This window comes from Dactylosporangium sp. CA-139066, assembly GCF_050936175.1.
Taxonomy (GTDB): Bacteria; Actinomycetota; Actinomycetes; order Mycobacteriales; family Micromonosporaceae; genus Dactylosporangium.
Genome location: NZ_JBNJNH010000001.1, coordinates 1,509,867 through 1,533,323, shown reverse-complemented (window position 1 = coordinate 1,533,323; position 23,457 = coordinate 1,509,867). Strand labels below are relative to the sequence as shown.

General features: G+C 74.8%; 22 protein-coding genes. 14 read left to right on the top strand and 8 right to left on the bottom strand.

The window, feature by feature from the left end:
• Position 1: 1 nt before the first annotated feature.
• The 3 genes from ACQEVU_RS07180 to ACQEVU_RS07170 all read right to left on the bottom strand — a co-directional run bounded on the left by ACQEVU_RS07180 (position 2) and on the right by ACQEVU_RS07170 (position 3,251).
• Positions 2-1,288, bottom strand: coding sequence for an SLC13 family permease (locus ACQEVU_RS07180; RefSeq protein ID WP_433321748.1), 1,287 nt, complete (start codon positions 1,286-1,288; stop codon positions 2-4).
• A 132-nt stretch (positions 1,289-1,420) separates the two neighbouring features.
• Positions 1,421-1,780: a hypothetical protein gene (locus ACQEVU_RS07175; RefSeq protein ID WP_433321747.1), complete on the bottom strand. Its 360-nt coding sequence runs from the start codon at positions 1,778-1,780 to the stop codon at positions 1,421-1,423.
• A gap of 76 nt (positions 1,781-1,856) precedes the next feature.
• A complete protein-coding gene (locus ACQEVU_RS07170) occupies positions 1,857-3,251 on the bottom strand; it encodes a sigma-70 family RNA polymerase sigma factor (RefSeq protein ID WP_433321746.1) in 1,395 nt (464 codons plus the stop codon).
• Positions 3,252-3,625: 374 nt separating this feature from the next.
• Between ACQEVU_RS07170 and ACQEVU_RS07165 the strand changes: the two genes are divergently transcribed.
• The 3 genes from ACQEVU_RS07165 to ACQEVU_RS07155 all read left to right on the top strand — a co-directional run bounded on the left by ACQEVU_RS07165 (position 3,626) and on the right by ACQEVU_RS07155 (position 6,866).
• The gene (locus ACQEVU_RS07165) at positions 3,626-5,188 is read left to right on the top strand and encodes an alpha-L-arabinofuranosidase B (protein WP_433321745.1); all 1,563 of its coding nucleotides are present in this window, start codon (positions 3,626-3,628) and stop codon (positions 5,186-5,188) included.
• A gap of 107 nt (positions 5,189-5,295) precedes the next feature.
• Positions 5,296-5,991: a hypothetical protein gene (locus tag ACQEVU_RS07160; protein WP_433321744.1), complete on the top strand. Its 696-nt coding sequence runs from the start codon at positions 5,296-5,298 to the stop codon at positions 5,989-5,991.
• Positions 5,992-6,071: 80 nt separating this feature from the next.
• Positions 6,072-6,866, top strand: coding sequence for a YcnI family protein (locus tag ACQEVU_RS07155; RefSeq protein WP_433321743.1), 795 nt, complete (start codon positions 6,072-6,074; stop codon positions 6,864-6,866).
• Here the strand turns inward: ACQEVU_RS07155 and ACQEVU_RS07150 are convergent.
• Positions 6,852-7,013, bottom strand: a complete 162-nt coding sequence (locus tag ACQEVU_RS07150; RefSeq protein ID WP_433321742.1) for a hypothetical protein — start codon at positions 7,011-7,013, stop codon at positions 6,852-6,854. The two genes, ACQEVU_RS07155 and ACQEVU_RS07150, sit on opposite strands and share 15 nt — an antisense overlap.
• Between ACQEVU_RS07150 and ACQEVU_RS07145 the strand changes: the two genes are divergently transcribed.
• A complete protein-coding gene (locus tag ACQEVU_RS07145) occupies positions 7,012-8,091 on the top strand; it encodes a Pecanex-like protein 1 (RefSeq protein ID WP_433321741.1) in 1,080 nt (359 codons plus the stop codon). The genes ACQEVU_RS07150 and ACQEVU_RS07145 overlap by 2 nt on opposite strands.
• Here ACQEVU_RS07145 and ACQEVU_RS07140 read toward each other — a convergent pair.
• Positions 8,081-9,025: an AraC family transcriptional regulator gene (locus ACQEVU_RS07140; RefSeq protein WP_433321740.1), complete on the bottom strand. Its 945-nt coding sequence runs from the start codon at positions 9,023-9,025 to the stop codon at positions 8,081-8,083. The two genes, ACQEVU_RS07145 and ACQEVU_RS07140, sit on opposite strands and share 11 nt — an antisense overlap.
• A gap of 107 nt (positions 9,026-9,132) precedes the next feature.
• On the opposite strand from ACQEVU_RS07140, the gene ACQEVU_RS07135 reads away from it, so the two are divergent.
• From ACQEVU_RS07135 to ACQEVU_RS07110, 6 genes are all read left to right on the top strand, one after another.
• Positions 9,133-11,883, top strand: coding sequence for a helix-turn-helix transcriptional regulator (locus tag ACQEVU_RS07135; protein ID WP_433321739.1), 2,751 nt, complete (start codon positions 9,133-9,135; stop codon positions 11,881-11,883).
• 150 nt (positions 11,884-12,033) lie between these two features.
• Complete coding sequence (locus tag ACQEVU_RS07130) at positions 12,034-12,372, top strand: putative quinol monooxygenase (protein ID WP_433321738.1); 339 nt, start codon at positions 12,034-12,036, stop codon at positions 12,370-12,372.
• Positions 12,369-13,370 carry an alpha/beta hydrolase gene (locus tag ACQEVU_RS07125; protein ID WP_433321737.1) on the top strand — a complete coding sequence of 334 codons (1,002 nt, stop codon included), beginning with the start codon at positions 12,369-12,371 and terminating at the stop codon, positions 13,368-13,370. Before ACQEVU_RS07130 ends, ACQEVU_RS07125 begins: the two co-directional genes overlap by 4 nt.
• Positions 13,367-13,996 (top strand): class I SAM-dependent methyltransferase, encoded by a 630-nt coding sequence (locus ACQEVU_RS07120; protein WP_433321736.1) that lies wholly within the window; start codon positions 13,367-13,369, stop codon positions 13,994-13,996. The genes ACQEVU_RS07125 and ACQEVU_RS07120 overlap by 4 nt, the downstream gene beginning before the upstream one ends.
• Positions 13,993-14,751 carry an SDR family NAD(P)-dependent oxidoreductase gene (locus ACQEVU_RS07115; RefSeq protein WP_433321735.1) on the top strand — a complete coding sequence of 253 codons (759 nt, stop codon included), beginning with the start codon at positions 13,993-13,995 and terminating at the stop codon, positions 14,749-14,751. Before ACQEVU_RS07120 ends, ACQEVU_RS07115 begins: the two co-directional genes overlap by 4 nt.
• 189 nt (positions 14,752-14,940) lie before the next feature.
• Positions 14,941-15,690 (top strand): NPP1 family protein, encoded by a 750-nt coding sequence (locus ACQEVU_RS07110; RefSeq protein ID WP_433321734.1) that lies wholly within the window; start codon positions 14,941-14,943, stop codon positions 15,688-15,690.
• A gap of 7 nt (positions 15,691-15,697) precedes the next feature.
• Here the strand turns inward: ACQEVU_RS07110 and ACQEVU_RS07105 are convergent, their stop codons facing one another.
• The gene (locus ACQEVU_RS07105) at positions 15,698-16,828 is read right to left on the bottom strand and encodes a serine hydrolase domain-containing protein (RefSeq protein WP_433321733.1); all 1,131 of its coding nucleotides are present in this window, start codon (positions 16,826-16,828) and stop codon (positions 15,698-15,700) included.
• An 82-nt stretch (positions 16,829-16,910) separates the two neighbouring features.
• Here ACQEVU_RS07105 and ACQEVU_RS07100 point away from each other — a divergent pair, with 82 nt between their 5' ends.
• Complete coding sequence (locus ACQEVU_RS07100; RefSeq protein WP_433321732.1) at positions 16,911-18,680, top strand: hypothetical protein; 1,770 nt, start codon at positions 16,911-16,913, stop codon at positions 18,678-18,680.
• Here ACQEVU_RS07100 and ACQEVU_RS07095 read toward each other — a convergent pair.
• Both ACQEVU_RS07095 and ACQEVU_RS07090 read right to left on the bottom strand, forming a co-directional pair.
• Positions 18,677-19,726 carry a sensor histidine kinase gene (locus ACQEVU_RS07095; protein ID WP_433321731.1) on the bottom strand — a complete coding sequence of 350 codons (1,050 nt, stop codon included), beginning with the start codon at positions 19,724-19,726 and terminating at the stop codon, positions 18,677-18,679. The two genes, ACQEVU_RS07100 and ACQEVU_RS07095, sit on opposite strands and share 4 nt — an antisense overlap.
• Positions 19,723-20,385 carry a response regulator transcription factor gene (locus ACQEVU_RS07090; RefSeq protein WP_433321730.1) on the bottom strand — a complete coding sequence of 221 codons (663 nt, stop codon included), beginning with the start codon at positions 20,383-20,385 and terminating at the stop codon, positions 19,723-19,725. The genes ACQEVU_RS07095 and ACQEVU_RS07090 overlap by 4 nt, the downstream gene beginning before the upstream one ends.
• Positions 20,386-20,473: 88 nt before the next feature.
• Here ACQEVU_RS07090 and ACQEVU_RS07085 point away from each other — a divergent pair, with 88 nt between their 5' ends.
• Genes ACQEVU_RS07085 through ACQEVU_RS07075 form a run of 3 tightly spaced genes read left to right on the top strand, consistent with a single transcriptional unit; the run spans position 20,474 to position 23,423 of the window.
• Positions 20,474-21,397, top strand: coding sequence for an ATP-binding cassette domain-containing protein (locus tag ACQEVU_RS07085; RefSeq protein ID WP_433321729.1), 924 nt, complete (start codon positions 20,474-20,476; stop codon positions 21,395-21,397).
• Positions 21,394-22,827, top strand: coding sequence for an ABC transporter permease subunit (locus ACQEVU_RS07080; protein ID WP_433321728.1), 1,434 nt, complete (start codon positions 21,394-21,396; stop codon positions 22,825-22,827). Before ACQEVU_RS07085 ends, ACQEVU_RS07080 begins: the two co-directional genes overlap by 4 nt.
• Positions 22,824-23,423 carry an ABC transporter permease gene (locus ACQEVU_RS07075; protein WP_433321727.1) on the top strand — a complete coding sequence of 200 codons (600 nt, stop codon included), beginning with the start codon at positions 22,824-22,826 and terminating at the stop codon, positions 23,421-23,423. Before ACQEVU_RS07080 ends, ACQEVU_RS07075 begins: the two co-directional genes overlap by 4 nt.
• Positions 23,424-23,457 lie beyond the last annotated feature (34 nt).

Here is a 23,457-nt window from a genome sequence, read left to right as displayed (position 1 = left end):
GTCATGAGAAGTACCGCAGCCAGACGTAGCCCCACGCGATGACCGTGGTCATGAGCGTGGTGACGATGCCGTACCGGGTGAACTGCCAGAAACTGATCGGCTCGCCGGCCCGGGCCGCGATGCCGAGCACGACCACGTTGGCGCTGGCCGCCACCGCCGTGCCGTTGCCGCCGAAGTCGGCGCCGAGGGCGAACGCCCACCACAGCGCCTGCCCCGTCCCCGGGTCGGGCGTGGTGGCGACGAGGTCCTCGACGATCGGGGCCATGGTCGCGACGTACGGGATGTTGTCGAAGAACGCCCCGAGGACCGCCGAGCCGAACAGCAGCCCGGAGCCGGCGACGAAGTAGTTGTCGCCGACCTGCTCGGACGCCCACCCGCCGATGCGGTGGATGACACCGGTCTCGACCAGGCCGCCGACCATGACGAACAGGCCCATGAAGAAGACCAGCGTCGACCACTCGACCTCCTCCAGGTAGGCCTCGGTGCCGACCCGCGACACCAGCACCATCAGCCCGGCCCCGAGCAGCGCGATGATCGACGGCTCGACGTGGATGACCGCGTGCAGCGCGAACCCGGTGACGACCAGCGCCAGCACGGCCAGGCAGCGCACCAGCAGCCCCCGGTCCGCGATGGACGCCCGCTCGTCGAGGGCCATGACCTCGGCGGCGCGCTGCGGGTGGTACTCGAAGCGCTTGCGGAACATCACCCAGCCCAGCAGCACGAACAGGGCGAACAGCACCACGACGATCGGCGCCATGTGCACGACGAAGTCGTTGAAGGTGAGCCCGGCCCGGCTGCCGATGATGATGTTCGGCGGGTCGCCGATGAGCGTCGCGGCGCCGCCGATGTTGGACGCGAGCGCCTCCGCGATCAGGTACGGCACCGCGGAGATGCCCAGCTTCCGGCAGACCAGCACGGTCACCGGGGCCACCAGCATGATGGTGGTGACGTTGTCCAGGAACGGCGACGCGACGGCCGTGATGACCATCAGCAGCACGAAGAGCCGGTAGGGCCGGCCCCTGGACCGTTTCGCCGCCCAGATCGCGAGGAACTCGAAGAGCCCGGTCTGCTTGACGACCCCGACGATGATCATCATGCCGAGCAGCAGGAAGATGACATTCCAGTCGATGCCGGCGTGCTCGGAGAAGAACACGTCCTGCCCCGGCACGAGGCCCAGCAGCGCCATCAGCCCGGCCGCGAAGAGCACGACCGCGACGCGATGGACTTTCTCGGTGGCGATGAGCACGAACGCGACCGTGAAAATCACGATCGCGGCGACCGCGCTCATCGCCGACCCGGCGGCCCGTGGACCGTGACGAGCGGACGGGGACACAGTGGTACGCGAACCATGGGAATCCTCCTGAGGAGCAACACAACGAGGCCGTCGACCCGGCCGGGTCACGGCTTGACGTCTGGTGCCTCAGGAGATGGGCGGCCCGCGGCAGCCGGGCGTGCCGACGCACCGTCCATCGTGGACGGTGCCGGCGAACCCGGCCGCCGGCGCCGGGCCCGGTCGTGGATCGACCGTCACCGGGTCCGGCAGCGTGACGAGCCACGCCGGCCCGTCGGGCGGCGTGTCGTGCGACTTGAGCGGCTTGAGCGGCTTGCGCCCCGCCGGCGCGTCCGCGCCCGGCACGGCGGCGGCCGCGACCGCGGTGCGCGCGACCTGGAACGTGTCCCCCGGCAGGGCATCGTGCGCGTGGGACAGGCCGAGCAGCAGCGCGCACACGGTCAGCGCGAGCCCGACGGCGGCGGTCCGCAGCGCGGAACCTGTTCTCATTCCGCACCTCCCGCCGGCCGCTGAACGAAGGAGTCTACCAGCGCACGGCCTCCGGACCCGGTTCTTGCGGGGCAGGCTAGGCCAGCGCGGGACGGACCCGGAACGTGCTGTCGGTCCGAAACGCCGCGGTGCCGTCCGTCTCGCGCACCCACCACTGGTCGCCCTCGCGGCGGATGAAGTAGCCGCGGTAGTTCGACGACTCCAGCTGCACCTCGCCGGGGCCGATCGGGCAGAACGTGGCGTCGGCGCGGAACAGCGGCGTGCCCTCGTCGCGGCCCAGGCGCAGGCGCCAGGACGAATGCCGCAGGTACTGCCCGTCGTCCGCCCGCAGCGAGTAGCAGCTCGCGTAGGCCAGCCCCGGCACGACCTCGAAGGTGGCCCGGCGGCGGGTGAGCGCGGTTTCCGGGGTGACGAGCACCCCGAACTGCCCGTCGGTGCCGAGGTAGCGACCGGGGGCGGCGACGAGCTCCAGCGATACCGGCCCGAGGGGCAACGGTGCCGGCGCGACCAACGACGCAGCCGCGGAATCGGCCGGCAGCGGCTGCTGATCGCCGCGCGGCCAGGCCACGGCGGTGACCGCGACCCCGGCGACGAGGGCGCCGGCGGCGAGCTTCGCGACCGGCCAGCCGGCCTTCGCGGCGCCCGCCGTCACCGCGCTCGCGGCGCCGCCGGCCACCGTCCTGGCCGCGCTCACGGTCGTCGTGGCGCCGCCGGGGGCGCCGAAGGCGGCGGCGAGCGAGGCCGGCACGGGCAGCAGCGCGAAGCCGGTCAGCAGGCGCTCGGTGTCGAGCATGCCCTCGCCGGCCCGGGCGCAGGCCACGCAGGAGCGCACGTGCCGGCCGATCCGCTTGCGCCACAGCGGGCTCGGGATGCCGTCCCAGCCGGCGACCACGCTGTCCAGCCACGCGCAGCGGGGCCGCGCGTCCAGCGCCGCCACGAGCGCGCGGGCCCGCTCGATCCGGGCGCGCAGCCGCTGGATTCGCACGCCGGCGTAGGCGGCGCCGGTGCCCAGGGCCGCGGCGAGCTCGGCCCGGGTCAGCTCCTCGCCGATCTCCAGCCACCACAGGGACCACAGCACGCGGTCCTCCGGGTCCAGCCAGCCGACCGCCCGCCCCACCTGGCGGCGCTGGGCGGACAGCTCGAGGCGCAGCGCGGTGAGATCCTCGAAGTCGTCGGCGTCCGGGGCGTCCGCAAGGCCGGCCGGCGAGGCGCGCCGGCGCGCGGCCGTGCGCTCCCGCCGCAGGTATGCGCCGGCCTGCCGGACCGCGATCCAGCCGAGCCAGACGCGCAGGCGGCCCGGCTCGCGCAGCGTCGGCAGCCGGCGCAGCGCCAGCAGCATCGTCTCCTGGACCACGTCGTCGACGGCGCCGGGGTGCCCGGCCAACGCGCGCCGCACGATCGTGTACACCAGCGGCAGGTGCGCCGCCACCCGGTCATCGAGCGACGCCCGGCTGGTTCCCGTCGTTCCCACTGCCATCACCGGCCCGTTGAGCGTCCCGGCGGAAAAGCCGGGGATCAATCTCGACACGCCGCCCGGGACGTTGTCAAGGGCTCGGCCGGGCGATGCCCACGGGACCGTTCACATATCACTAATTTCCAGGTCAATGCCGCCTCCTCGTGCATTGCACGCCGGTCCGGCGTGCGCTATGTTAGCGCTCACATCCATCGATGACGCCGACTCCGCCAGCACACCGGCCGCCGTCGATCGGGTCCTGGCATCGCTCGACCGTCGGCGTCATCGCGCCGGCGGACCGCCGCCGCGCACGCGCCGACACCCCGGGGCGCCGCACCCGCGCCCAACAGCGGTCCGCCCGGCGACACCCCCGTCCAGCAGAGAGGCTCACCATGGCACAACGGCTCCGAAGCCGGCGCCTGCGCACGGCCGTCCTGGCCGTCGCGGCGACGGCCGCACTGGTCACGGGCGTCTTCGTCAGCGCCGGCACGTCCCAGGCGGCGACGTCCGGTCCGTGTGACATCTACGCGAACGGCGGCACGCCGTGCGTCGCGGCGCACAGCACGACCCGGGCGCTGTACGGAAGTTACAGCGGCCCGCTGTACCAGGTCCGCCGCGCATCCGACAACACCACCAAGGACATCGCGCCGGTCAGCGCCGGCAGCTACGCCAACGCGGCCACGCAGGACAGCTTCTGCGCCAACACGTCCTGCGTGATCACGATCATCTATGACCAGACCGGCCGCAACAACCGCCTCACGCAGGCCCCGCCCGGCGGGTTCAACGGCCCGGCCGCCGGCGGCTACGACAACCTCGCCAACGCGACCGCGGCGCCGGTGACGATCGGCGGGCACAAGGTGTACGGCGTCTTCGTCGCGCCGGGCACCGGCTACCGCAACAACAACACCAACGGCATCGCCACCGGCGACCAGCCCGAGGGCATGTACGCCATCTTCGACGGCACCCACTACAACGGCGGTTGCTGCTTCGACTACGGCAACGCCGAGCGCAACAGCCGCGACAACGGCAACGGCACCATGGAGGCCATCTACTTCGGCAACATCAAGGTCTGGGGCTACGGGGCCGGCAACGGCCCCTGGATCATGGCGGACCTCGAGAACGGCCTCTACTCCGGCGTCAACGCCGGCTACAACGCGGGCGACCCCAGCATCAGCAACCGGTTCGTCACCGCGATCATCAAGGGCGAGCCCAACCACTGGTCGATCCGGGGCGGCAACGCCCAGTCCGGCAACCTCTCCACCTTCTACAACGGGGCCCGGCCCAACGTCGCCGGGTACAACCCGATGAAGAAGGAGGGCGCCATCATCCTCGGCATCGGCGGCGACAACAGCAACGGCTCCGCCGGCACCTTCTACGAGGGCGTCATGACGTCGGGCTACCCCAGCGACGCCACCGAGAACTCCGTGCAGGCCAACATCGTCGCGGCCAACTACAACACCTCGGGCCAGGGCACGGGCACGCCGCTGACGGTGGGCTCGACGATCTCGCTGCGGGCCACGACGGCGTGCTGCACCACGCGGTACATCAACCACTCCGGCAGCGCCGTGAACACCGCGGTGGTGAGCTCGTCGAGCTCCGCCACCGACAAGGCCAACGCCTCCTGGATCGTGCGGGCCGGCCTGGGCAACAGCTCGTGCTACTCCTTCGAGTCCAAGAACACGTCGGGGCAGTACCTGCGCCACCAGAACTACCAGATCTCGCTGCAGTCCAACGACGGCAGCTCGCTGTTCGCCGCGGACGCCACCTTCTGCTCCGAGGGCGGCAAGAACGGCCAGGGCAACTCGTTCCGGTCGGTGAACTTCTCCGACCGCTACATCCGCCACTACAGCAACCTGCTCTACATCGCCAGCAACGGCGGCACGAACACGTGGGACAGCGCCAACCTGTGGTCCGACGACGTCAGCTGGGTCGTCACCGCCCCCTGGACGCCGTAACCCGCCCCGCCCCGACGGCCGTCCCGCTCCGGCGGGGCGGCCGTCCCCGCGCGCGGTGACGGGTTGTGCCGGGCGGACCGGGAGTGTTAAACCCGGTAGTCGTGTCGATGGCCACGGTACTTCTACGCACAGTGACGGCCGGCAGCCTCGCGGTGGCGCTGGCCGGGTGCTCCGGCGGCGACCCGGCGCCCGACGCCGGCCGGTACACGATCGCCATGCTGCAGGCCGGCGTGCTCCAGCCGGCCGACGCGGGGCCGACGTGGAAGCGACCCGAGCAGTCGCCGCCGGCGACGAGCCTGATGCCGCTCTGCCCGGGGCTCGCGAGCCGGCCGCCGGTGCCCGGCTCGCCGAAGGCGATCGCCGCGTCGATGGCCGACGAGGGCGAGCAGGGCGCCCAGGCGTTCGACCAGCTCGGGCTCGTGTACGCGGACCCGGCGGCGATGGACGCGGCGTTCACGGCGCTGGAGAACGCGATGGAGGCCTGCCCGCCGAGCGCGTCCAGGAGCGCCGGGCCGCGCGACGGTACGGCCGAGGCCGGGTACACCGAGACGAGCACGATCGAGCCGCTGACCTCGGGCGGATGGAAGGGCTTCGTGACGGTGCGGCACAAGGTGTACGAACCGGGGAACCCCGGCACCGCGGACGTCGCCGTCGCCGTGGTCGGCCAGGGCAACGCGATCGTCGTGGCCGCCTATGCGGTCTACTGGGTCGGCCGGCACAGCACCGGCCCGGACTTCTCGGCGGACTGGAACCGCCTCGTCGGCACCGTCCTGCGCCGGGTCGACGCCGAGCACCACAACTGACGCCGGGCGCGCCGCCGAAATTTCTCGCCGCGGCGTTGAACCCTGCGGCCCGCGCGCCCGAACAACCTGGCGTGGAGTGCATGCAGGCGAAGCCGCGGTGGTGCGCCCGCGCGGCCGTCCTCGGTGCCGGTCTCGTGGTCGCCCTCGGCCTGGCCGCGCCCGCCTCGGCCGACGTGTCCGTCACGCCGGGCGAGGCGGCCCAGGGCGACGCCGCCGACCTGACCTTCCGGATCACGAACGAGAGCCGGACCGCCTCCATCACCGCGGTCGAGGTGCAGCTGCCCGCCGACACGCCGATCGCCGAGGTGTACCCCGTGTCGGTCGCCGACTGGGCGCCGGCCATGACCAACACGAAGATCGACAAGCCGGTCGAGTCGCTGCACGGCTACCAGGTCACCGACGTCACGACCGCGGTCAAGTGGGTCGCCATGCCGGACAGGGCGCTGGCGCCGGGCGACACGACGGAGCTGTACCTCGCGATCGGCCCGCTGCCGGCGGTGGCGCAACTGTCGTTCGGCGTGGTGCTCTCCAACTCCGACGGCACGCAGGTGCGCTGGACCGCGGCGAGCGGCACGCCCGGCGAGCACCCCGCCCCGGTGCTCGTGCTGAAGGCCGCGCCCGCGGGCCAGGGCGGCCACGCGGCCGGGCACGGCGGCGCGACCCCCGAGGCGACGGCGGCCGCGGAGGCCGGCGACGGCGGCGGCGACGCCACGGGCGGCGGCTCGTACCTCGGCTGGAGCCTGCTCGCGCTGCTCCTCGTCGCCGCGATCTGCGTGGTCGGCCTGGCGCTCGACCGCCGGCGGACGGCCGCGCCGAAACCAGTTGCGGAAACGCCCGCGGAAGACCAGGAAATGGCGTTTTCAAAGCGCCTTTAAAGAGTCTTTGATGTTCTTTATTTTATGCTCGTTACCTTGACGTTTGTCGATGAAAAATCCTACGTTGAAATCCGGGAAAGCCAGGTCGAGCCGCCTTCCGGCGCCGAAGGATCCGGCGCCTGATTGGAATGAGAGAGGTTCCGTCATGCAGCGAAGGTTCGCCGCGCCGCGGCGCTGGTCGCAAGAGCCGGACGACGATTTGCAGGAAGAGCGGCCCGGCGTTTTCCGCCGCCTGCGGCTGGTTTCCGTCGGCGCCGCGGTGCTCGCCTTCGCCGCGGGTCTCATGATCACCCAGATCTCGGACGCGGCCACGTCCCGGTGGCCCCAGCGCGGCGGCGGGAGCCAGGCGTGCCCGACCATCACCCAGCGGGCGCCGGCGACCGGCGGCGCGGCCGGGCGCTCCCAGTCGGCGAAGCCGTCCGCGAGCGCGGCGGCCGGCAACGAGGCCGCCGACCCCGCCGCGGGCGACGTCGCCAAGCCCGGCCAGACCGCCGGCGACGTGAACGGCGGCCAGCAGAACGGCCGCCAGGTCACCAACCACGTCGGCGACGGCCAGGTCGCGGGCCGGCCGACCTGGCGCCGCGTCAACCCGCACTGCCCGACCCCGCCCGCCCAGCCGCCCACCGGCGGCGGCACCGGCACCGCCGTGCCCAGCGCCGGCAGCAGCACCGGCGTCACGCTGGACACGCTCGGCAACGACTGCAGCCAGAGCAAGCTGCTGGCCCACGACGGCTTCCAGAACGCGCCGCGGTGCGTGAGCACGGCGTTCGGCGAGGTCAGCAGCCAGGACAAGAACCCGACGCTGCTCATCACCCAGGCGCCGCAGCGGGTCCGGGTGGGCCAGACCTTCACGATCCAGGTCAGCACCCGAAACCTGGTGCGCGACCGGTTCCTCGGCGCCGCGGCCGGCGGCTACTACCTCGAGAGCGCCTTCCTCACCGCCGACGGCCTGACCCGGGGGCACTTCCACACCGCGTGCCGCATGCTCGCCAGCACCCGCGTCGCCCCGGACCCGAGCGTGGCGCCGGCGTTCTTCGTCGCCACCGAGGACAAGGGCGGCGGCGCCCAGCCGGACGTCGTCACCATCAACATCACGGGCATGCCCACCGCCGGCACCGCCCAGTGCGCCGCGTGGGCCGGCGACGGCTCGCACCGCATCCCGATGATGCAGAAGGCCAACGAGACCCCGGCCTTCGACGCGGTCCGGATCACGGTCACCAACTAGCGCTCGCGCGAGGCCTCGGCCCCGGCGCCGGGACGGGTTCCCGTTCCGCGTCGGGGCCGAGGCCGCGCAGCCGGGTGGCGTCCTGGCTCGGCGGGGCGCCGAACTGGCGGCGGTACTCCCGGCTGAACTGCGAAAGGCTGCCGTAGCCGACCCGGCGCCCGACGGCGGCGACGTCGCCCGCGTCGGCGGCGAGCTGCAGCCGCGCCTGCTGGAGCCGGATCTGCTTCTGGAACTGGATCGGGCTCATCGCGGTGACGGCCTGGAAATTGCGGTGGAAGGCCGAGACGCTCATGCCGGCCTGCTGCGCCACCTCCTCGACGCGGAAGCGCCGCATGTAGTTGTCGCGGATCCAGCGCACCGCCCGGGCGATGTGGCTGAGGCTGCTGTCGGGCAGCCCGAACTGGCGCACCATTGCGCCCTGCTCGCCGGTGACGAGCCGCCAGAGGATCTCGCGCTTGACCATCGGCGCCAGCACCGGGATGTCGCGCGGGTGGTCGAGCAGGCGCACGAGGCGGACGACGGCGTCGAGCAGCTCGGCCGGCGCGGCGCTGACGGCGAGGCCGGTCGGCGCGTCGGCGCCGTCGTCCGGCAGATCGCCCGGCGCCGCCTGCAGCAGCACGTCGGCGACGGCGGCCGGGTCCAGGTTCAGGCCGACCCCGAGGCCCGGGCGCTCGGGACTCGCCTCGATGAAGTGGCCGGTCACGGGCAGGTCGACGGACGCGATGAGGTACGACCCGGCGCCGTAGTCGTAGACCCGGTCCCCCAGCGCCACCCGCTTGGTGCCCTGGGCCACCACCGCGAGCACCCGGCCGTAGACGGCCGGCGCCGGCGGGTACGGCCGGTCCGCCCGGAAGATCAGCACGTCGTCGATCCCGGTCTTCAGGTCGGGCCGGGCGTGCCGGGCCAGGAGGCGGCGGAGCTCGTCGAGGGCCATGCGTGGCATTAAACCCGCCCAGGCCCGGCCCGGATCAAGCAGGATCCGGCCAGAGGTCGCGACTTCTGGGCAACCCGCCGCCGGTTGCGGGCTGGTTACATTCAGGGGTGAACGAACTCTTCGGCCGCCGGGCCGAGCTCGAGCAACTGGCCGCCTTCGTGCGACGCGCGGGCGAGCGCGGCGACGCTCGGCTGATCTGGGGTGAGCCCGGGGTCGGCAAGTCCGCCCTGCTGGCCGCCGCCGCGCGGCTCGCCCGCACGGCCGGGATGCGGCCGCTGCGCGCGTCCGGATCGGAGTTCGAGGCCGACGTCAGCTACGCCTGCCTCAACCAGCTGCTCCTGCCGGTCCTCGCCGACCTGGAGCGCCTTCCGGCCGGCCCGCGGGAGGCCCTGGCGGTGGCGCTCGGCTTCGGGGCCGGCCCGGCGCCGGACGCGCTGCTGGTCTGCAACGCCGCGCTGCTGTTGATCCGGGCGGTCGCCGCCGAGGCGCCGGTGGTCCTGCTCGTCGACGACATCCAGTGGATCGACCGGGCCAGCGCCGTCGTGCTCAGCTTCGTCGCCCGCCGCCTGGACGGCTGCCGGGCCGGCCTGCTGGCGTCGGCCCGGACCGGAACCGGCAGCCGGCTGGACCCGCGCGGGCTGGCCGAGCTCGTCGTGCCGCCGCTCGACGACGAGGCGGCCGGCCGGCTCGTCGACGCCGGCTTTCCGGGGCTGGCGCCCGGCGTCCGCCGGCGGCTGCTGGACCTGGCCCAGGGCAACCCGCTGGCGCTGATGGAGCTGCCGGCGACCCTGGCGTGCATTGGCCCCCCGACGGCCGCCCGGCCGGAGGTGGTGCCGCTCAGCGACCGGCTGCAGGCGATGTTCGCCGCCCGCATCGCCGAGCTGCCGACCGCGGCCCGCCGGCTGCTGCTGCTCGCGACGTTCGAGGGAACCGGCGACGTCGGCGTGCTGCGGGCGGCCGCCGGCGACGGCTCCGGCCTGGCCGACCTCGCCCCGGCGGAGCGGGCGCAGCTCGTGCGGGTCGACGACGCCACCGGCCGCATCGCCTTCCGGCACCCGCTGATCCGCTCGGCGATCGTGGCGATGTCCACGCACGAGGAGCGCCGCCGCGCGCACGCCGCCCTGGCCGAGGCGCTGTGCGAGGACCGGGAACGCCGGGCCTGGCACCTGGCGGCGGCCGCCGCCGGGCCGGACGAGGCGGTGGCCGAGCTGCTCGAGGACGCGGCGCATCGCGTGATGCTGCGCGGCGACGCGCTCGCCGCCGTGGCCGCGCTGATCCGCGCCGCCGAGCTGAGCGAGACGAGCTCCGGCCGGGGCCGGCGGCTCGCCGAGGCGGCCTACATCGGCGCCGAGGCCAGCGGCGCCAACGACGACGCGAAGACGCTGCTGACCGACGCCCGCCGGGCCGCGCCCGACGGCGCCGGCTCGCTGCACGCGGCCAACGCGGCCGCCTTCCTGATGCTCAACGGCGACGGGGACGTCAATACCGCGCACCGCCTGCTCGTCGGCGCCATCCAGACCGGGGGGCACGGGTACCGCAGCGACGATCCGGCGCTGATCGAGGCCCTGCACACGCTGCTGCTGCTGTGCTGGTACGGCGGCAGCCCGCAGTACTGGGAACCGTTCTACGAGGCGCTTGGCCGCCTGCGCCCGCAACCGCCGGACGTCCTCGCCCTGGCCGGCCTGACCTTCCCCGATCCAGTGCGCACCGGCGCGTCGGCGCTGCCTCGAATCGATCCGATCCTCGACTCGCTGGCCGGCGAGGTCGACCCGGCCCGCATCATGCGGATCGGTACGGCGTCGGTGTACCTGGACCGCCTGGCCGACTGCCGTGAGCCGTCCTGGCGGCTCGTGCGGCACGGACGCGAGGGCGGGCCGCCCCGCCGCCATCTCGGCGCCCTGATGCACCTGTGCCTGGACGGCTACCTCACCGGCCGCTGGGACGACGCGGAGCAGCTCGCGCTCGAGGGGCAGCGGGTCTGCGCGGACAGCGGCTTCTCGTTCTTCGCGTGGTACTTCCAGTACAACCGGGCACTCATCGCCGCCGGCCGGGGCCGCTTCGACGAGGCCGGCGCCCTGGCCGACGAGATGACCCACTGGGCGCTGCCCCGCGGCGTGGCGTCCGCCGCCCTGTTCGCCCACCATCCGCGCACGCTGGCCGCCCTGGGCCGGGGCGACTGGGACGCCGCCTTCCGCCACGCCGCCGCGATGAGCCCGCCCGGCGTGCTCGCCTCGCACGCGCCGCACTGCACCTGGGTGATGTTCGACCTCGTCGAGGCGGCGGTGCGCACCGGGCGCACGCTCGAGGCCCGGGCGCACGCCGAGGCGATGCGGGCCGCCGGCATCGCCGGCTTGTCGAGCCGGATGACGCTCATCCAGGCGGGCGTCGACGTCCTCGTGGAGGACGGCGACGAGGCCACGGCGCGGCTGGAGGCACTGCTGGCCGGCCCGGCGGCCGAGCGGTGGCTGTTCGAGGCGTCTCGGATCCGGCTCGCCCTCGGCGAGCGGCTGCGCCGGACCCGCTCGGCGGCCGGCGCCCGCCGGCACCTGCTCGCCGCGCGCGACGGGTTCGCCGCCATGGCCGCCGAGCCGTGGCTGGAACGCACGCACGCCGAGCTGCGCGCCACCAAGTACCGGCTCCCCGACGTACCGCCGGACGGCCCGGCCGCCCTGACGGCGCAGGAACTCCAGATCGCCGAGCTGGCGGCCGGCGGCCTGACCAACAAGCAGATCGCCGAGCGGCTGTACCTCTCGCACCGCACCGTGGGCGCGCACCTCTACCGCATCTTCCCCAAGCTCGGCGTCGCCTCGCGGGCCGGGCTGCGGGATGCGCTGTCGTCGGGCCCCGTCATGGACTAGACGATCGCGCACCGATCGCCGCCGCACATCTGTCAAACGACCTAACCGCCGCGGCGCCGTCGTCGCCGTTACGTCGCCGGGCGCGGCGGCCCGCGAAGTCGCAGACAGATGACTGATGAGCGCGGACCGGCCGCGCCCGACAGTTGTGCCATGTCTGTCAACCACGGTTTCCACGCCGTCATGACCGCCCGGCCGGGCTGCGGCGACGAGCTGGTCGCGCTGCTGCTCGACGCGCCGTCGCTGCCGCACCCCGACTGTGTCGTCTTCCTCGTCAGCCGCTGCGGCGCCGACCCCGACGTCGTCTCCGTCGCCGAGGGCTGGACCAGCCGGGAGGCGCACGCCGCGTTCTTCGCCTCCGAGCCGGCGCAGGCGTTCGTCGCAAAGCTCCAGCCGCTGCTGGCGGGCGAGTCGCAGTACAGCGACGCGATCCCCGTCGGCGGCAAGCCCGCGTTTGAAACCACCGTGACCACCGAAAGGAGCCGAGCATGAGTCCGGCCCGACCCGACCTCGATCCCGAGCTGCGCGCGCTGCTCGCCGACCTGCCCCTGTCGTCCGAGCTCAGCGCGGAGCTGCTCGCGCAGGTCCGCCAGATCCCCTCTCCCCCGATCGAGACCGTCATCGGCGGTCGCGCGATCGAGCGGTACGACATCGCCGCCCCCGGCCCGGACGGCGCCCGGATCCCGTTGACCGTGTTCAGCCCACAACGGGCCGGGCGCTCCGGCGCGGCGCCGTGCGTCTACTGGCTCCACGGCGGCGGGATGGTCATGGGCGACCGCTTCTCCCAGATCGACATCCCACTGGAGTGGCTCGACCGGTTCGGCGCGGTCGTGGTCACGGCGGACTACCGGCTGGCGCCCGAGGCCACCGGCACGACCCTGGTCGACGACGGCTACCACGGCCTGCTCTGGACCGCCCGCCACGCCGCCGAGCTGGGCATCGCCCCCGCCCGCATCATCGTCGCCGGGATCAGCGCCGGCGGCGGCCTCGCGGCCGGGGTCACCCTCATGGCCCGCGACCGCGGCACCCCGGCGATCGCCGCCCAGATGCTCATCTGCCCCATGCTGGACCACCGCAACGCCACCACGTCGAGCCGGCAGTACTCCGGCGAGCCGGGCGTGTGGACCCGCGAGATGAACGAGTTCGGGTGGCGCTCGGTCCTGGGCGAGCGCCGCGACGCCGACGTGCCCGGCTACGTCTCGCCGGCCGTCGCCGCGGACCTCTCCGGCCTGCCGGCCACCTACATCGACGCGGGCACGGCGGAGGTGTTCCGCGACGAGGACGTCGCCTACGCCACCCGCATCTGGGCCGCCGGCGGCCAGGCCGAGCTGCACGTCTGGGCGGGCGGCTGCCACGGCTTCGACGCCCTCTTCCCGCACGCCCGCGTCTCGGCCGCGGCCCGCCGCACCCGCAACAACTGGCTCGCCCGCGTGCTGCACGGGCTGCCGGCCGACGAGCGCGGGGCCGTCGTGACGGGCGCGGCATCATGAGCGCGTACACCGCCGTCCGGCCCGACGACCGCGCCGAGTTCCTGCGCGAGTTCCTCCGCGACCCGTTCATCGTCGCCGCCGTCACGCCCAGCGGCCGGTCGCTGTCGGAGGCGGTCACCTCGACCGTCCCGCACGCCGGCGAACCGCTGGTCGTGGAGCTCGGCCCCGGCACGGGCGCGTTCACCGCGGCCATCCAGCGCCGGCTGTCCGGCCGGGGGCGGCACCTGGCCATCGAGATCAACCCGCGCTTCGCCGGGCGCCTGGCCGCCCGCTACCCCGGGGTCGACCTCGCCGTCGCCGACGCCCGCGACCTGCGCGGCATCCTGGCCCATCGCGGGCACGGCCGCGCGGACGTGATCGTGAGCGGGCTGCCGTGGGCGGCGTTCGCGCCGGGGCTGCAGGACGACCTGCTCGACGCGGTGACCGCCGGCCTCGCGCCGGACGGGTCGTTCACCACCTTCGCGTACACCCTCACCCGCTGGACCCCGCCGGCCCTGCGGCTGCGGCGCCTGCTGCGCGAGCGGTTCGAGGAGGTCGTGCCCGGCCGGACCGTGTGGGCGAACACGCCGCCGGCCTTCGTCTACTACTGCCGGCGCCCCCGCCGGCGGATCGGAGCGGAGTCGTGAGGACCGCCATCGTCACCGGGGCCAGCTCGGGCATCGGGCAGAGCACCGCCGTCCAGCTCGCCCGGCGCGGCACCGGCGTGATCCTGACGTACCACGGCAACCAGGCCGGCGCCCGGGACACGGTCGCCGCGATCGAGAAGGACGGCGGCACGGCCGTCGCCCTGCCGCTGGACGTCGGCGACAGCGCGGCGTTCCCGGCCTTCCGCGCGAGCGTCGCGGCGGCGCTGCGCGACACGTGGGGGCGCGACCGCTTCGACTTCCTCGTCAACAACGCCGGGTTCGGCCACATGTCGCTGTTCCAGGACACCACCGAGGAGGCGTTCGACACGCTCATGCGGGTCCTGCTCAAGGGGCCGTACTTCCTGACCCAGACCCTGCTGCCGCTGCTGGCCGACGGCGGCGCGATCGTCAACACCACGAGCAGCTCGGCGCGGCACTCCGGCCTGGAGCCGGGCTACTCCGCCTACGGCGCCATGAAGGGCGGCCTGGTGGTGCTGACCCGGTACCTCGCCAAGGAGCTCGGCCCGCGCGGCATCCGGGTCAACTCCGTCTCGCCCGGCACCACCCGCACGCGCATCGGCGGCGACGCCTTCGAGCGCTTCCCCGAGGTGATCCCGGGCCTGGCGGCGAAGACCGCCCTCGGCCGGCTCGGCGAGCCCGACGACATCGGCATGGCCGTCGCGGCGCTGCTGTCCGAGGACTGCCGCTGGATCACCGCGCAGGACATCGAGGTCTCCGGCGGCTTCAACCTCTGAACACCCGCGGGGCGGGGGCGGGCGCGCGTCGCCCGGCCCCGGCCCGCGTGGGTTTCGTCGGGCGGCCACGGGATGTTCACACCATGCCGGTCGCGCTACATACTCGTGTTCATCGATATTCTGGGGGTCGCTCATTCAGGAAGGTGCGCGTTGGAACACTCGTCATCAAGGCGTCGCCGGGCAACGTCGGTGGTCGCGGCCGTGGTCGCGGCCACGCTCGGCGTCGTGCTGCCCGCGACGGCGGCCTTCGCCGACTCGCTGCCCAATCTGCCGCAGAACGCCGGGGGCTACGAGCAGTCGTTCTCGCCGGCGTACGACTACGACACCGACGGCTGCTACGCGGTCGCGGCCATCAGCCCCACCGGCACGCTCAACCCGGGCCTCAACCCGACCGGGGCCCTCAACGGCAACTGCCGCGACCAGTCCGACCTGGACCGCTCGCAGACCTACGCCCGGTCCCGCTGCAACAACGGCTGGTGCGCCATCGTGTACGCCAGCTACTTCGAGAAGGACCAGGCGCTGCCCGGCATCAGCCTCGGCGGGCACCGCCACGACTGGGAGCACGTCATCTCCTGGGTCAACCAGGCGAGCAACCAGGTCGAGTACGTGACCACGACGCAGCACAGCAGCCAGGTGACGTACCCGCGCTCGCAGGTGCGCTTCGACGGCACCCACCCGAAGACCGTCTACCACAAGGACGGCGCCTCGACCCACTTCTTCCGGCTCGCCAACAGCAACGACGAGCCGCCGGAGAACCACTACCACAACTGGCGCTACCCGCCGCTGGTCGACTGGAACGGCTGGCCGACCACCGCGCTGCGGGACCGGCTGATGACCGCCGACTTCGGCGCGGCCACCATCAAGATCAGCGATGGCCGCTTCGAGTCGCTGCTCACCGCGTCCAAGCCCGCCGGGATTCCCTTCAACCCGCAGGGCTGACGGGGCGCTACACGGTCGCGGCCGCCTCCCACATCGCCATCGCCAGGCCCAGCCAGCGCGTGTCGGCGACCTCGCCGGCCATCTTGTTGGGCACGTAGCAGAAGGTGCTGCGGGCGTCGAGGTCGATGACGGCCAGCGAGCCGCCGTAGCCGCCCCAGTACAGCGTGTTCGGGTTGGGCATCAGCTGGTCGCCCAGCGCGAAGCCCAGCCCGAACCGCAGCGGCAGGCCGAGCACCAGGTCGCGGCCGGCGACCTGCAGCTCGAGGGCGCGCCGGCAGCCGGCCTCGGACATGAACCGCCGCCCGCGGGCGACCCCGCCGTTGGCGAGGACAGCGTGCAGCTCGGCCACCGAGCGGGCGTTGCCGGTCCCGCCCCCGGCCGGGATCTGCGCGGCCCGCCACGCGCGGGAGTTGACCTCGGCCACCGGCGGCGCCGGGTTGTTGGCCACCCGCCGCTGCAGGTCGGTCTCCAGCAGCTCGGCCGGCGGCCCGTCCGGCGGCGCGATCAGCTCGGCGACGCGCGGCTCCTCGGACGCCGGCAGCCCGATGTGGAAGTCGGCCCCCAGCGGCCCGGCCAGCTCGTCGCGCAGCACGGTGCCGAGCGAGCGCCCGGTGATGCGCCGCACCACCTCGCCGATCAGGTACCCCTGGGTGAAGGCGTGGTAGCCGCTCACCGTGCCCGGCTCCCACTCGGGCGCCTGCGCGGCCAGCAGCGTGGTGGCCTTCTCCCAGTCGTAGAGGTCCTCGGTGCGCATCGGCTCCCGCCAGGCGGGCAGCCCGGCCGAGTGGCTCATCACGTGGCCGACCGTGACGCCCGCCTTGCCGTTGGCCGCGAACTCGGGCCAGTAGCGGGCGACCGGTGCGTCGAAGTCGAGCTCGCCGCGGTCGGCCAGCAGCAGGGCCACGAGCGCGGTCACCGTCTTGGTCGTGGAGTAGACGTTGATGATGGTGTCGCGCTCCCACGGCCGGGTGCCGGCCGCGTCGGCGGGGCCGCCCCACAGGTCGAGGACCGTCTCCCCGTCGACCGTCACGCACAGCGAGGCGCCCGCGTCCACGCCGGTGGCCAGGTTCTCCGCGAACGCCGCTCGCACCGGGGCGTACTGATCCCGGGCATACCCTTGCACCAGACCGTCGTCCATGCCGCCGAATGTAGGCGCGGCGGCGGCCCGGTCCCACCGATTTATCGCCGGTCGTCCGGCCCGCGGGGCGTTACCGTTGGCCATGGCCGTCGATCCGTTCGCCGGGGACGCGCAGATCGCGTCGCCGCGGGCCGCGGTGACCCGCTCGCCCGGGCTGCTGCACGACCTCGCCCGCGCGCTGTACGTCCGCCTCGCGGAGACCGGCGACCCGGCGACGCTCGACGACTGCATCGCCGTCGCCCGGCGGGCCCCCGCCGACGATCCGCGGGCCTGGGCGACGTTCGCGTTGCTCGCCGCCGCGCTGCGGGACCGGTTCCGGCGCCGCGGCGACCCCGCCGACCTCGACGACGCGCTCGCGGCGGCCCGGGCCGCGCTCGACGCACTTCCGGCCGCCGCCGCGCCGCCGGTGCGCACCATGTGCCTGCTCAACCTGGGCGATGCCGCCCGGGCCCGGTTCATGCTGCGCGGCGAACGGGCCGACATCGACGCCGCGATCGCCGCGGCGCGCTCCGCCCAGGCCGCAAGCCCCGACGATCCGACGGCCCCGGCGAGCCTGGGCACCGCGCTCAGCGTGCGGTTCGAGCGCCTCGGCGACCCCGCCGACCTCGACGCGGCGGTCGAGGCCCTGCGCCGGGCGGCGGCCGGCGCCGGGCACCCCGGCCGGATGGAGATCCTCGGCAACCTGAGCAACGCACTGCATCTGCGGTACCTCCTGCGCGGCGAGCTCGCGGACCTCGACGACGCGATCGAGGCCGCCCGGGCCACCGCCGCCATCGCCGTCACCCCGGCCGGGTCGCCCGACGCGGCGGTCGATGCGCTGACCGCGCTCACCATCGCGCTGCGGACGCGGTTCGAGCGCCTCGGCGAGCGCCGCGACATCGACGGCGCCGTCGCCGCGGCCCGAATGGCGGTCGACGCCCTCCCGGCGGGCCACACGGCCGCCGCCGGTTCGTGGTCGAACCTCTCATCCGCGCTGAACACCCGGTTCGCGCAGCTGCACGACGACGCGGACCTCGACGCGGCCGTCGACGCGGGCCGGGCGGCCGCCGCCGCGCTGCCGGCCGGCGCCCCGGAGGCCGGCGGCATCCTGTCGAACCTGGCCGCCACGCTGTCGCTGCGGTTCGACCGGTCGGCGGCCGCCGCCGACCTCGACGAGGCGGCGCGCGCCGGCCGGGCGGCGCTCGGCGCGACGCCGCCGGGCGAGACCGACCGGCCCAACCGGCTCGGCAACCTCGGCATCGTGCTCGCCAAGCGGGCGGAAGTGCACGGGACGCCGGCCGGCTTCGACGAGGCCCTCGCGGTGCTTGAGGAGGCGGTCACGGCCACCTCGGCGGCCGGCGCGGACGACGGGCAGCTCCGGCTGAACCTCGCCCTCGCGCGCCTGCGCCGGTTCCGGGTCTCCGGCGACCCCGCCGACCGCGCGGGCGCGGTCGCCGACATGGAGGCCACGACGGCCTCGCCGCGGGCGCCGGCGTCGGTCCGGCTCCAGGCCGCGCGGTGGTGGGCGGTGGAGGAGGCCGAGCGGGCCGACTGGCCGCGGGCCGCCGCCGCGTACACGTCGGCGGTCGGGGCGCTGCCCCAGCTCGCCTGGTGGGGACTCGGCCGCCGCAGCCAGGAGCGGCGGCTCGAGGCGACCGCCGGGCTGGCCGGCGACGCGACGGCGGCGGCGCTGGCCGCCGGGCGGGCGGCGGACGCGGTCGGGCTGGCCGAGGCGGGCCGCGCGGTGCTGTGGTCGCAGCTGATCGAGCGGCAGGTACCGCAGCTGGCCGCGCTGCGCGAGGTCGCGCCCGCGTGGGCGGCGCGCCTGGGCGAGATCCGCGCCGAGCTGGACGAGCCCGGCCTCGGCGACTAACGCGGCGCCGGGAAGTCGACAGTGATCCGCAGGCCGCCGCCCGGGCGGGGGTGGGCGGCGAGCGCGGCGCGGTGGGCGTGCGCGATGGCGGCAACGATGGCGAGGCCCAGGCCGTGGCCGTCGGTCTGGTCGGTGCGGTCGGTGCCGAGGCGCTGGAACGGCTGGAACAGGCGGCCGATCTCGGCCGGCGGGATCGGCGCGCCGGTGTTGGCGACCGTGAGGCGGGCGCAGGGGCCGGACGTGGTCGTGGCGATCTCGACCGTGCCGCCGGCGACGTTGTGCCGCACGGCGTTCTCGACGAGGTTGCTCACGAGGATGGCGGCCAGCCGCGGATCGCCGGTCGCGACGGCCGGGCCGAGCGCGGTCTCGACGCGTATGCCGCGCTCCCGCGCAGGAGCCGATTGATCCGGTACCACCCGCCGGGCGAGATCGGCGAGGTCGAACGGCTCCCACCCGTCGATCGGCCGGTAGCCGCCGGCCAGCGTGAGAAGCGCGTCGATCAGGCGCTCCTGCTGCCGCCCGAGGTCGAGCAGCTCCTGACACGTCGCGCGGTACGCCTCGGCCGTCACCGCGGGATCGGCCAGCGTGAGCTGCAACAGGGTCCGCTGCACGGTCAGCGGGGTGCGCAGCTCGTGGGAGGCGTTGGCGATGAACTGCCGCTGCGCGGTGAACGACTCGCGCAGCCGCCACAGCAGGCCGTCCAGCGTGTCGGCGACGTCGGTGAACTCCTGGTAGGCGGCCGGCACCCGCAGCCGCGCGTTCAGGTTGTCCGCGGACATGCCGCGGGCGGCGTCGGTGATCACGCGCAGGGGGCGCAGCGCCCGGCCGGCGATCAGCCAGCCGAACACCATCGACACGCCGGCGATGACGACCAGCGCGACGGCGGACAGCGGCAGCACCGCGGCGAGGTTGCTCGTGGACTCGGCGGTCGTCCGCCCGACGCTGAGCAGCGGCACGTCGACGAACACGACCAGCAGCACGCCGCAGCCGAACGCCAGCCCGGCGTGCAGCAGCGCCAGCCGGGTCCGCAGACGGGGGCGGGTCACGGTTCGCCGATCCGGTAGCCACCCTCGCGTACCGTATGAATCGCCGCGGGGCCGCCCAGCTTGGCCCGCAGGCGGCCGATCGTGGTCTTCACGGTGGTGGTGAACGGGTCCGTGGCGTCGTCCCAGACGCGTTCGAGGAGCTCCTCCGCGGGCACGACGCGGCCGGCGGCGGCGAGCAGGTACTCCAGCACCGCAAACTCCTTCGGGCTCAGCTCCAGCCGGCGCCCGGCGCGCATGGCGACCCGGCGGTTGGGGTCCACGGTCAGGTCGCCGTTGTCGAGCACCGGCGGCAGCGCCGGCGTGCTGCGCCGGCCCAGCGCCCGCACGCGCGCCACCAGCTCGGCGAAGTCGAACGGCTTGGGCAGGTAGTCGTCGGCGCCCAGGCCGAGGCCCTCGACCCGGTCGCGGACGGTGCCGGCCGCGGTGAGCATCAGCACGCGGGGCCCCGCGCCGCCGGCCACGATCCGGCGGCACACCTCGTCGCCGTGCACGCCGGGCAGGTCGCGGTCCAGGACCACGACGTCGTAGCGGGTGGCGGCCACCTGCGCCAGCGCGGCGTGGCCGTCGAGGGCGGCGTCCACGGCCATCGCCTCGCGCCGCAGGCCGGACGCGATCAGCGCGTTCAGCGTCCGGTGATCCTCCACCACCAGCACCCTCATGGGCTCCACCATGCCACCCGGCCGGTGACAGCCCGGTCACAGCCGCACGCACCGGCCTGTCACCGCCGCCGGCGTACAACACACGGCCATGAGTGATGCCACGATCGAGGTCTCCGGGCTGCGTAAGCGGTACGGCGCCACGGCCGCGCTGGACGGGATGACGTTCACGGCCGCCCCGGGGCGGGTGACGGGGTTCGTCGGCCCCAACGGCGCCGGCAAGTCCACCACCATGCGGATCATCCTGGGCCTGCACAGCGCCGACGCCGGGCGCGCGCTGGTCGGCGGCCGGTCGTACCGCTCGCTGCGCCGCCCGCTGCGGCACTTGGGCGCGCTGCTGGACGCCTCCGCGCTGCACCCGGCGCGCACCGGCCGCAACCACCTGCTGTGGCTGGCGCGGTCCCAGGGCCTGGGCCGCCCCCGCGTCGAGGAGGTCCTCGAGCTGGTCGGCCTGGCCGCCGCGGCCCGCCGCCCGGCCGGCGGGTACTCCCTCGGCATGCGCCAGCGCCTCGGCCTCGCCTCCGCGCTGCTCGCCGACCCGCCGGCGATCATGCTCGACGAGCCGTTCAACGGCATGGACCCCGAGGGCATCGTGTGGCTGCGCGGCTTCCTGCGGGCCCTCGCCGCGCAGCGCCGGGCCGTGCTCGTCTCCAGCCACCTCATGGGCGAACTGCAGGGCATGGCCGACCACGTGGTGGTGGTCGGCCGCGGCCGGGTCATCGCCGACACCGGCGTCGCCGACCTCATCGCGGCCGCCTCCGGCGACCGGGTCCGCGTGCGCACCGCCGCGGCGCGGCCGGCCGCCGACGCCCTCGCCGCCGCGGGCGCCGAGGTGGCCCTTGCCGACGCGGACGTGCTCACCGTGCGGGGCCTGCCCGCCGAGCGGATCGTGGCCGCGCTCACCGCTGCCGGCCTGCCGTTCTCCGAGCTCGCGCCGCACCGCGCCACCCTCGAGGAGGCGTACTTCGACCTGACCCGCGAGGCCGTCGAGTACCGCGCCGGGGCGGCGTCGTGACCGCGCGCCTGCTGCACGCGGAGTGGACGAAGTTCGCATCGGTACCCGCCTGGGTCCGCGCCACCGCCCTCGCCGCCCTGATGATCCTGCTGTTGCCCGTCACCGGCCTCGGCGGCGCCCCGCCGGACCCGTCGCGCCCGGTCCCCATCGGCCCGGACGGCGAGCCGGTCAGCGCCGGCCTGTACTTCGTGCACCGCCCGCTCGCCGGGGACGGCAGCATCACCGTGGCCGTGCGCTCCCTGCGCTCCGAGCACGCCGCGGCGTGGTCGAAGGCCGGCCTCATCGTCACCGCCGGCTCGCAGCCGGGCGCCCGCTACGCCGCGCTCATGGTCACCGGCGGGCACGGGGTGCGGATGCAGTACGACTATGTCCACGACCGCGCCGGATCCGCCGCCACGGCCGGATGGCTGCGCCTGACCCGCGCCGGCGACACCATCACCGGCGAGGAGTCGCCCGACGGCACGACCTGGAGCCCGGTCGCCACGGTCCGGCTGCCCGGCCTGCCGGGCACCGTCGAGGCCGGCCTGTTCGTCGCCTGCCCGCAGCACGTGGACGGCGTCGGCACCGACACCGACGCGGCCACCGCCGGCTTCGGCACCCCGCTGGTGACGGGCGCCTGGCCCGCGGCGGACTGGACCGGCGAGCAGCGCGGGGACCGCACCGCCACGTTCGCCGGCTACCCGCGCGGCGTGGCGGGCGGGTTCGCCCCGTCCGGCGACGGGTTCACCGTGACCGGCGCCGGCGACCTGGCCCCCGCCACCCGCGGCGACCTCGCGACCGGCGCCGCCGCCGGCGACCTGCTCTTCGGGTCGTTCCCGGCGCTGATCGTGGTCGTGGTCGTGGCCGTGCTGATGATGACGACCGAGTACCGGTACGGCATGATCCGCAGCACGCTGAGCGCCGCCACGGGACGCGTGCGCGTGCTCGCCGCCAAGGCCGTCGTGCTCGGCGGCGTCACGTTCGCCACCACCCTGGCCGCCGCGGCCGTCGCGCTGCCGCTGTGGCTGCGCCTGGTGCGCGGCCTCGGCGTCTACGTGTTCCCGGCCCCGCCGGGCGCCCTGCTGCGCGCCGAGGCCGGCACCGCCGCGTTCCTGGCCGTCACCGCCGTCCTCGCCCTCGCCGTCGGCACCGTCCTGCGCCGCAGCGCCGCCGCCGTCACCACGGTCGTCGCCGCCGTCGTGCTGCCGTACCTGCTGGCGCTGACCCCCTTCATGCCGCCGCCCGTCGCGCTGTGGCTGACGCGCGTCACGCCGGCCGCCGCCCTGGCCGTGCAGCAGACCGCGATCCGGTACCCCCAGGTCGACGGCCTCTACACCCCCGCCGCCGGCTACTACCCCCTGCCGCCGTGGGCCGGCTTCGCGGTGCTGTGCGGCTACACCGCCGCGGCGCTCGTCCTCGCCGCCGTCGCGCTGCGCCGGAGGGACGCGTGAACGCCGTGCGCGCGGAGTGGACGAAGCTGCGCACCACGCCCGGCCCCGCATGGCTGCTCCTGGCCGCCGCGGCCGCCACCGTGTCCCTGGACGTGACGCAGTCGCTCGTCCGCGGCGTGTACCTGGGCCAGATCCCGGTCGCGGTGCTGGGCGTGCTGGTGATCGGCGGCGAGTACGGCACCGCGCTGATCGGCACCACCCTGACCGCGATCCCGCGCCGCCCGGCGGTGATGGCGGCCAAGGCGGCGGTGCTCGCGGCCGCGATGTGCGCCGCCGCGGTCCCGATCCTGGCGGCCGCCCCGCTGGCCGCCCGGCTGACGCTGCGCGCCGCCGCCGGCTCGGCCGCGCACCTGGTGCTGATCGCGCTGCTGGCCCTCGGCACCGCCGCCGCGGCCCGCGACTCGGCGGCCGCGATCGGCACGGTGCTGGGCCTGCTGTACCTCCCGCCGATCCTCACGCAGCTCGTGACCGACCCGGACCTGCACCGCCGGCTGGCGCGGATCGCCCCGATGACCGGCGGCCCGGTCGCCCTCGCCGCGTGGTCCGCCGGCGCGCTGCTGACCGGCACGCTCCTGCTCCAGCTCCGCGACACCTGACCGGAGCCCTACCGTCCGTCCAGCGCCACCCTGA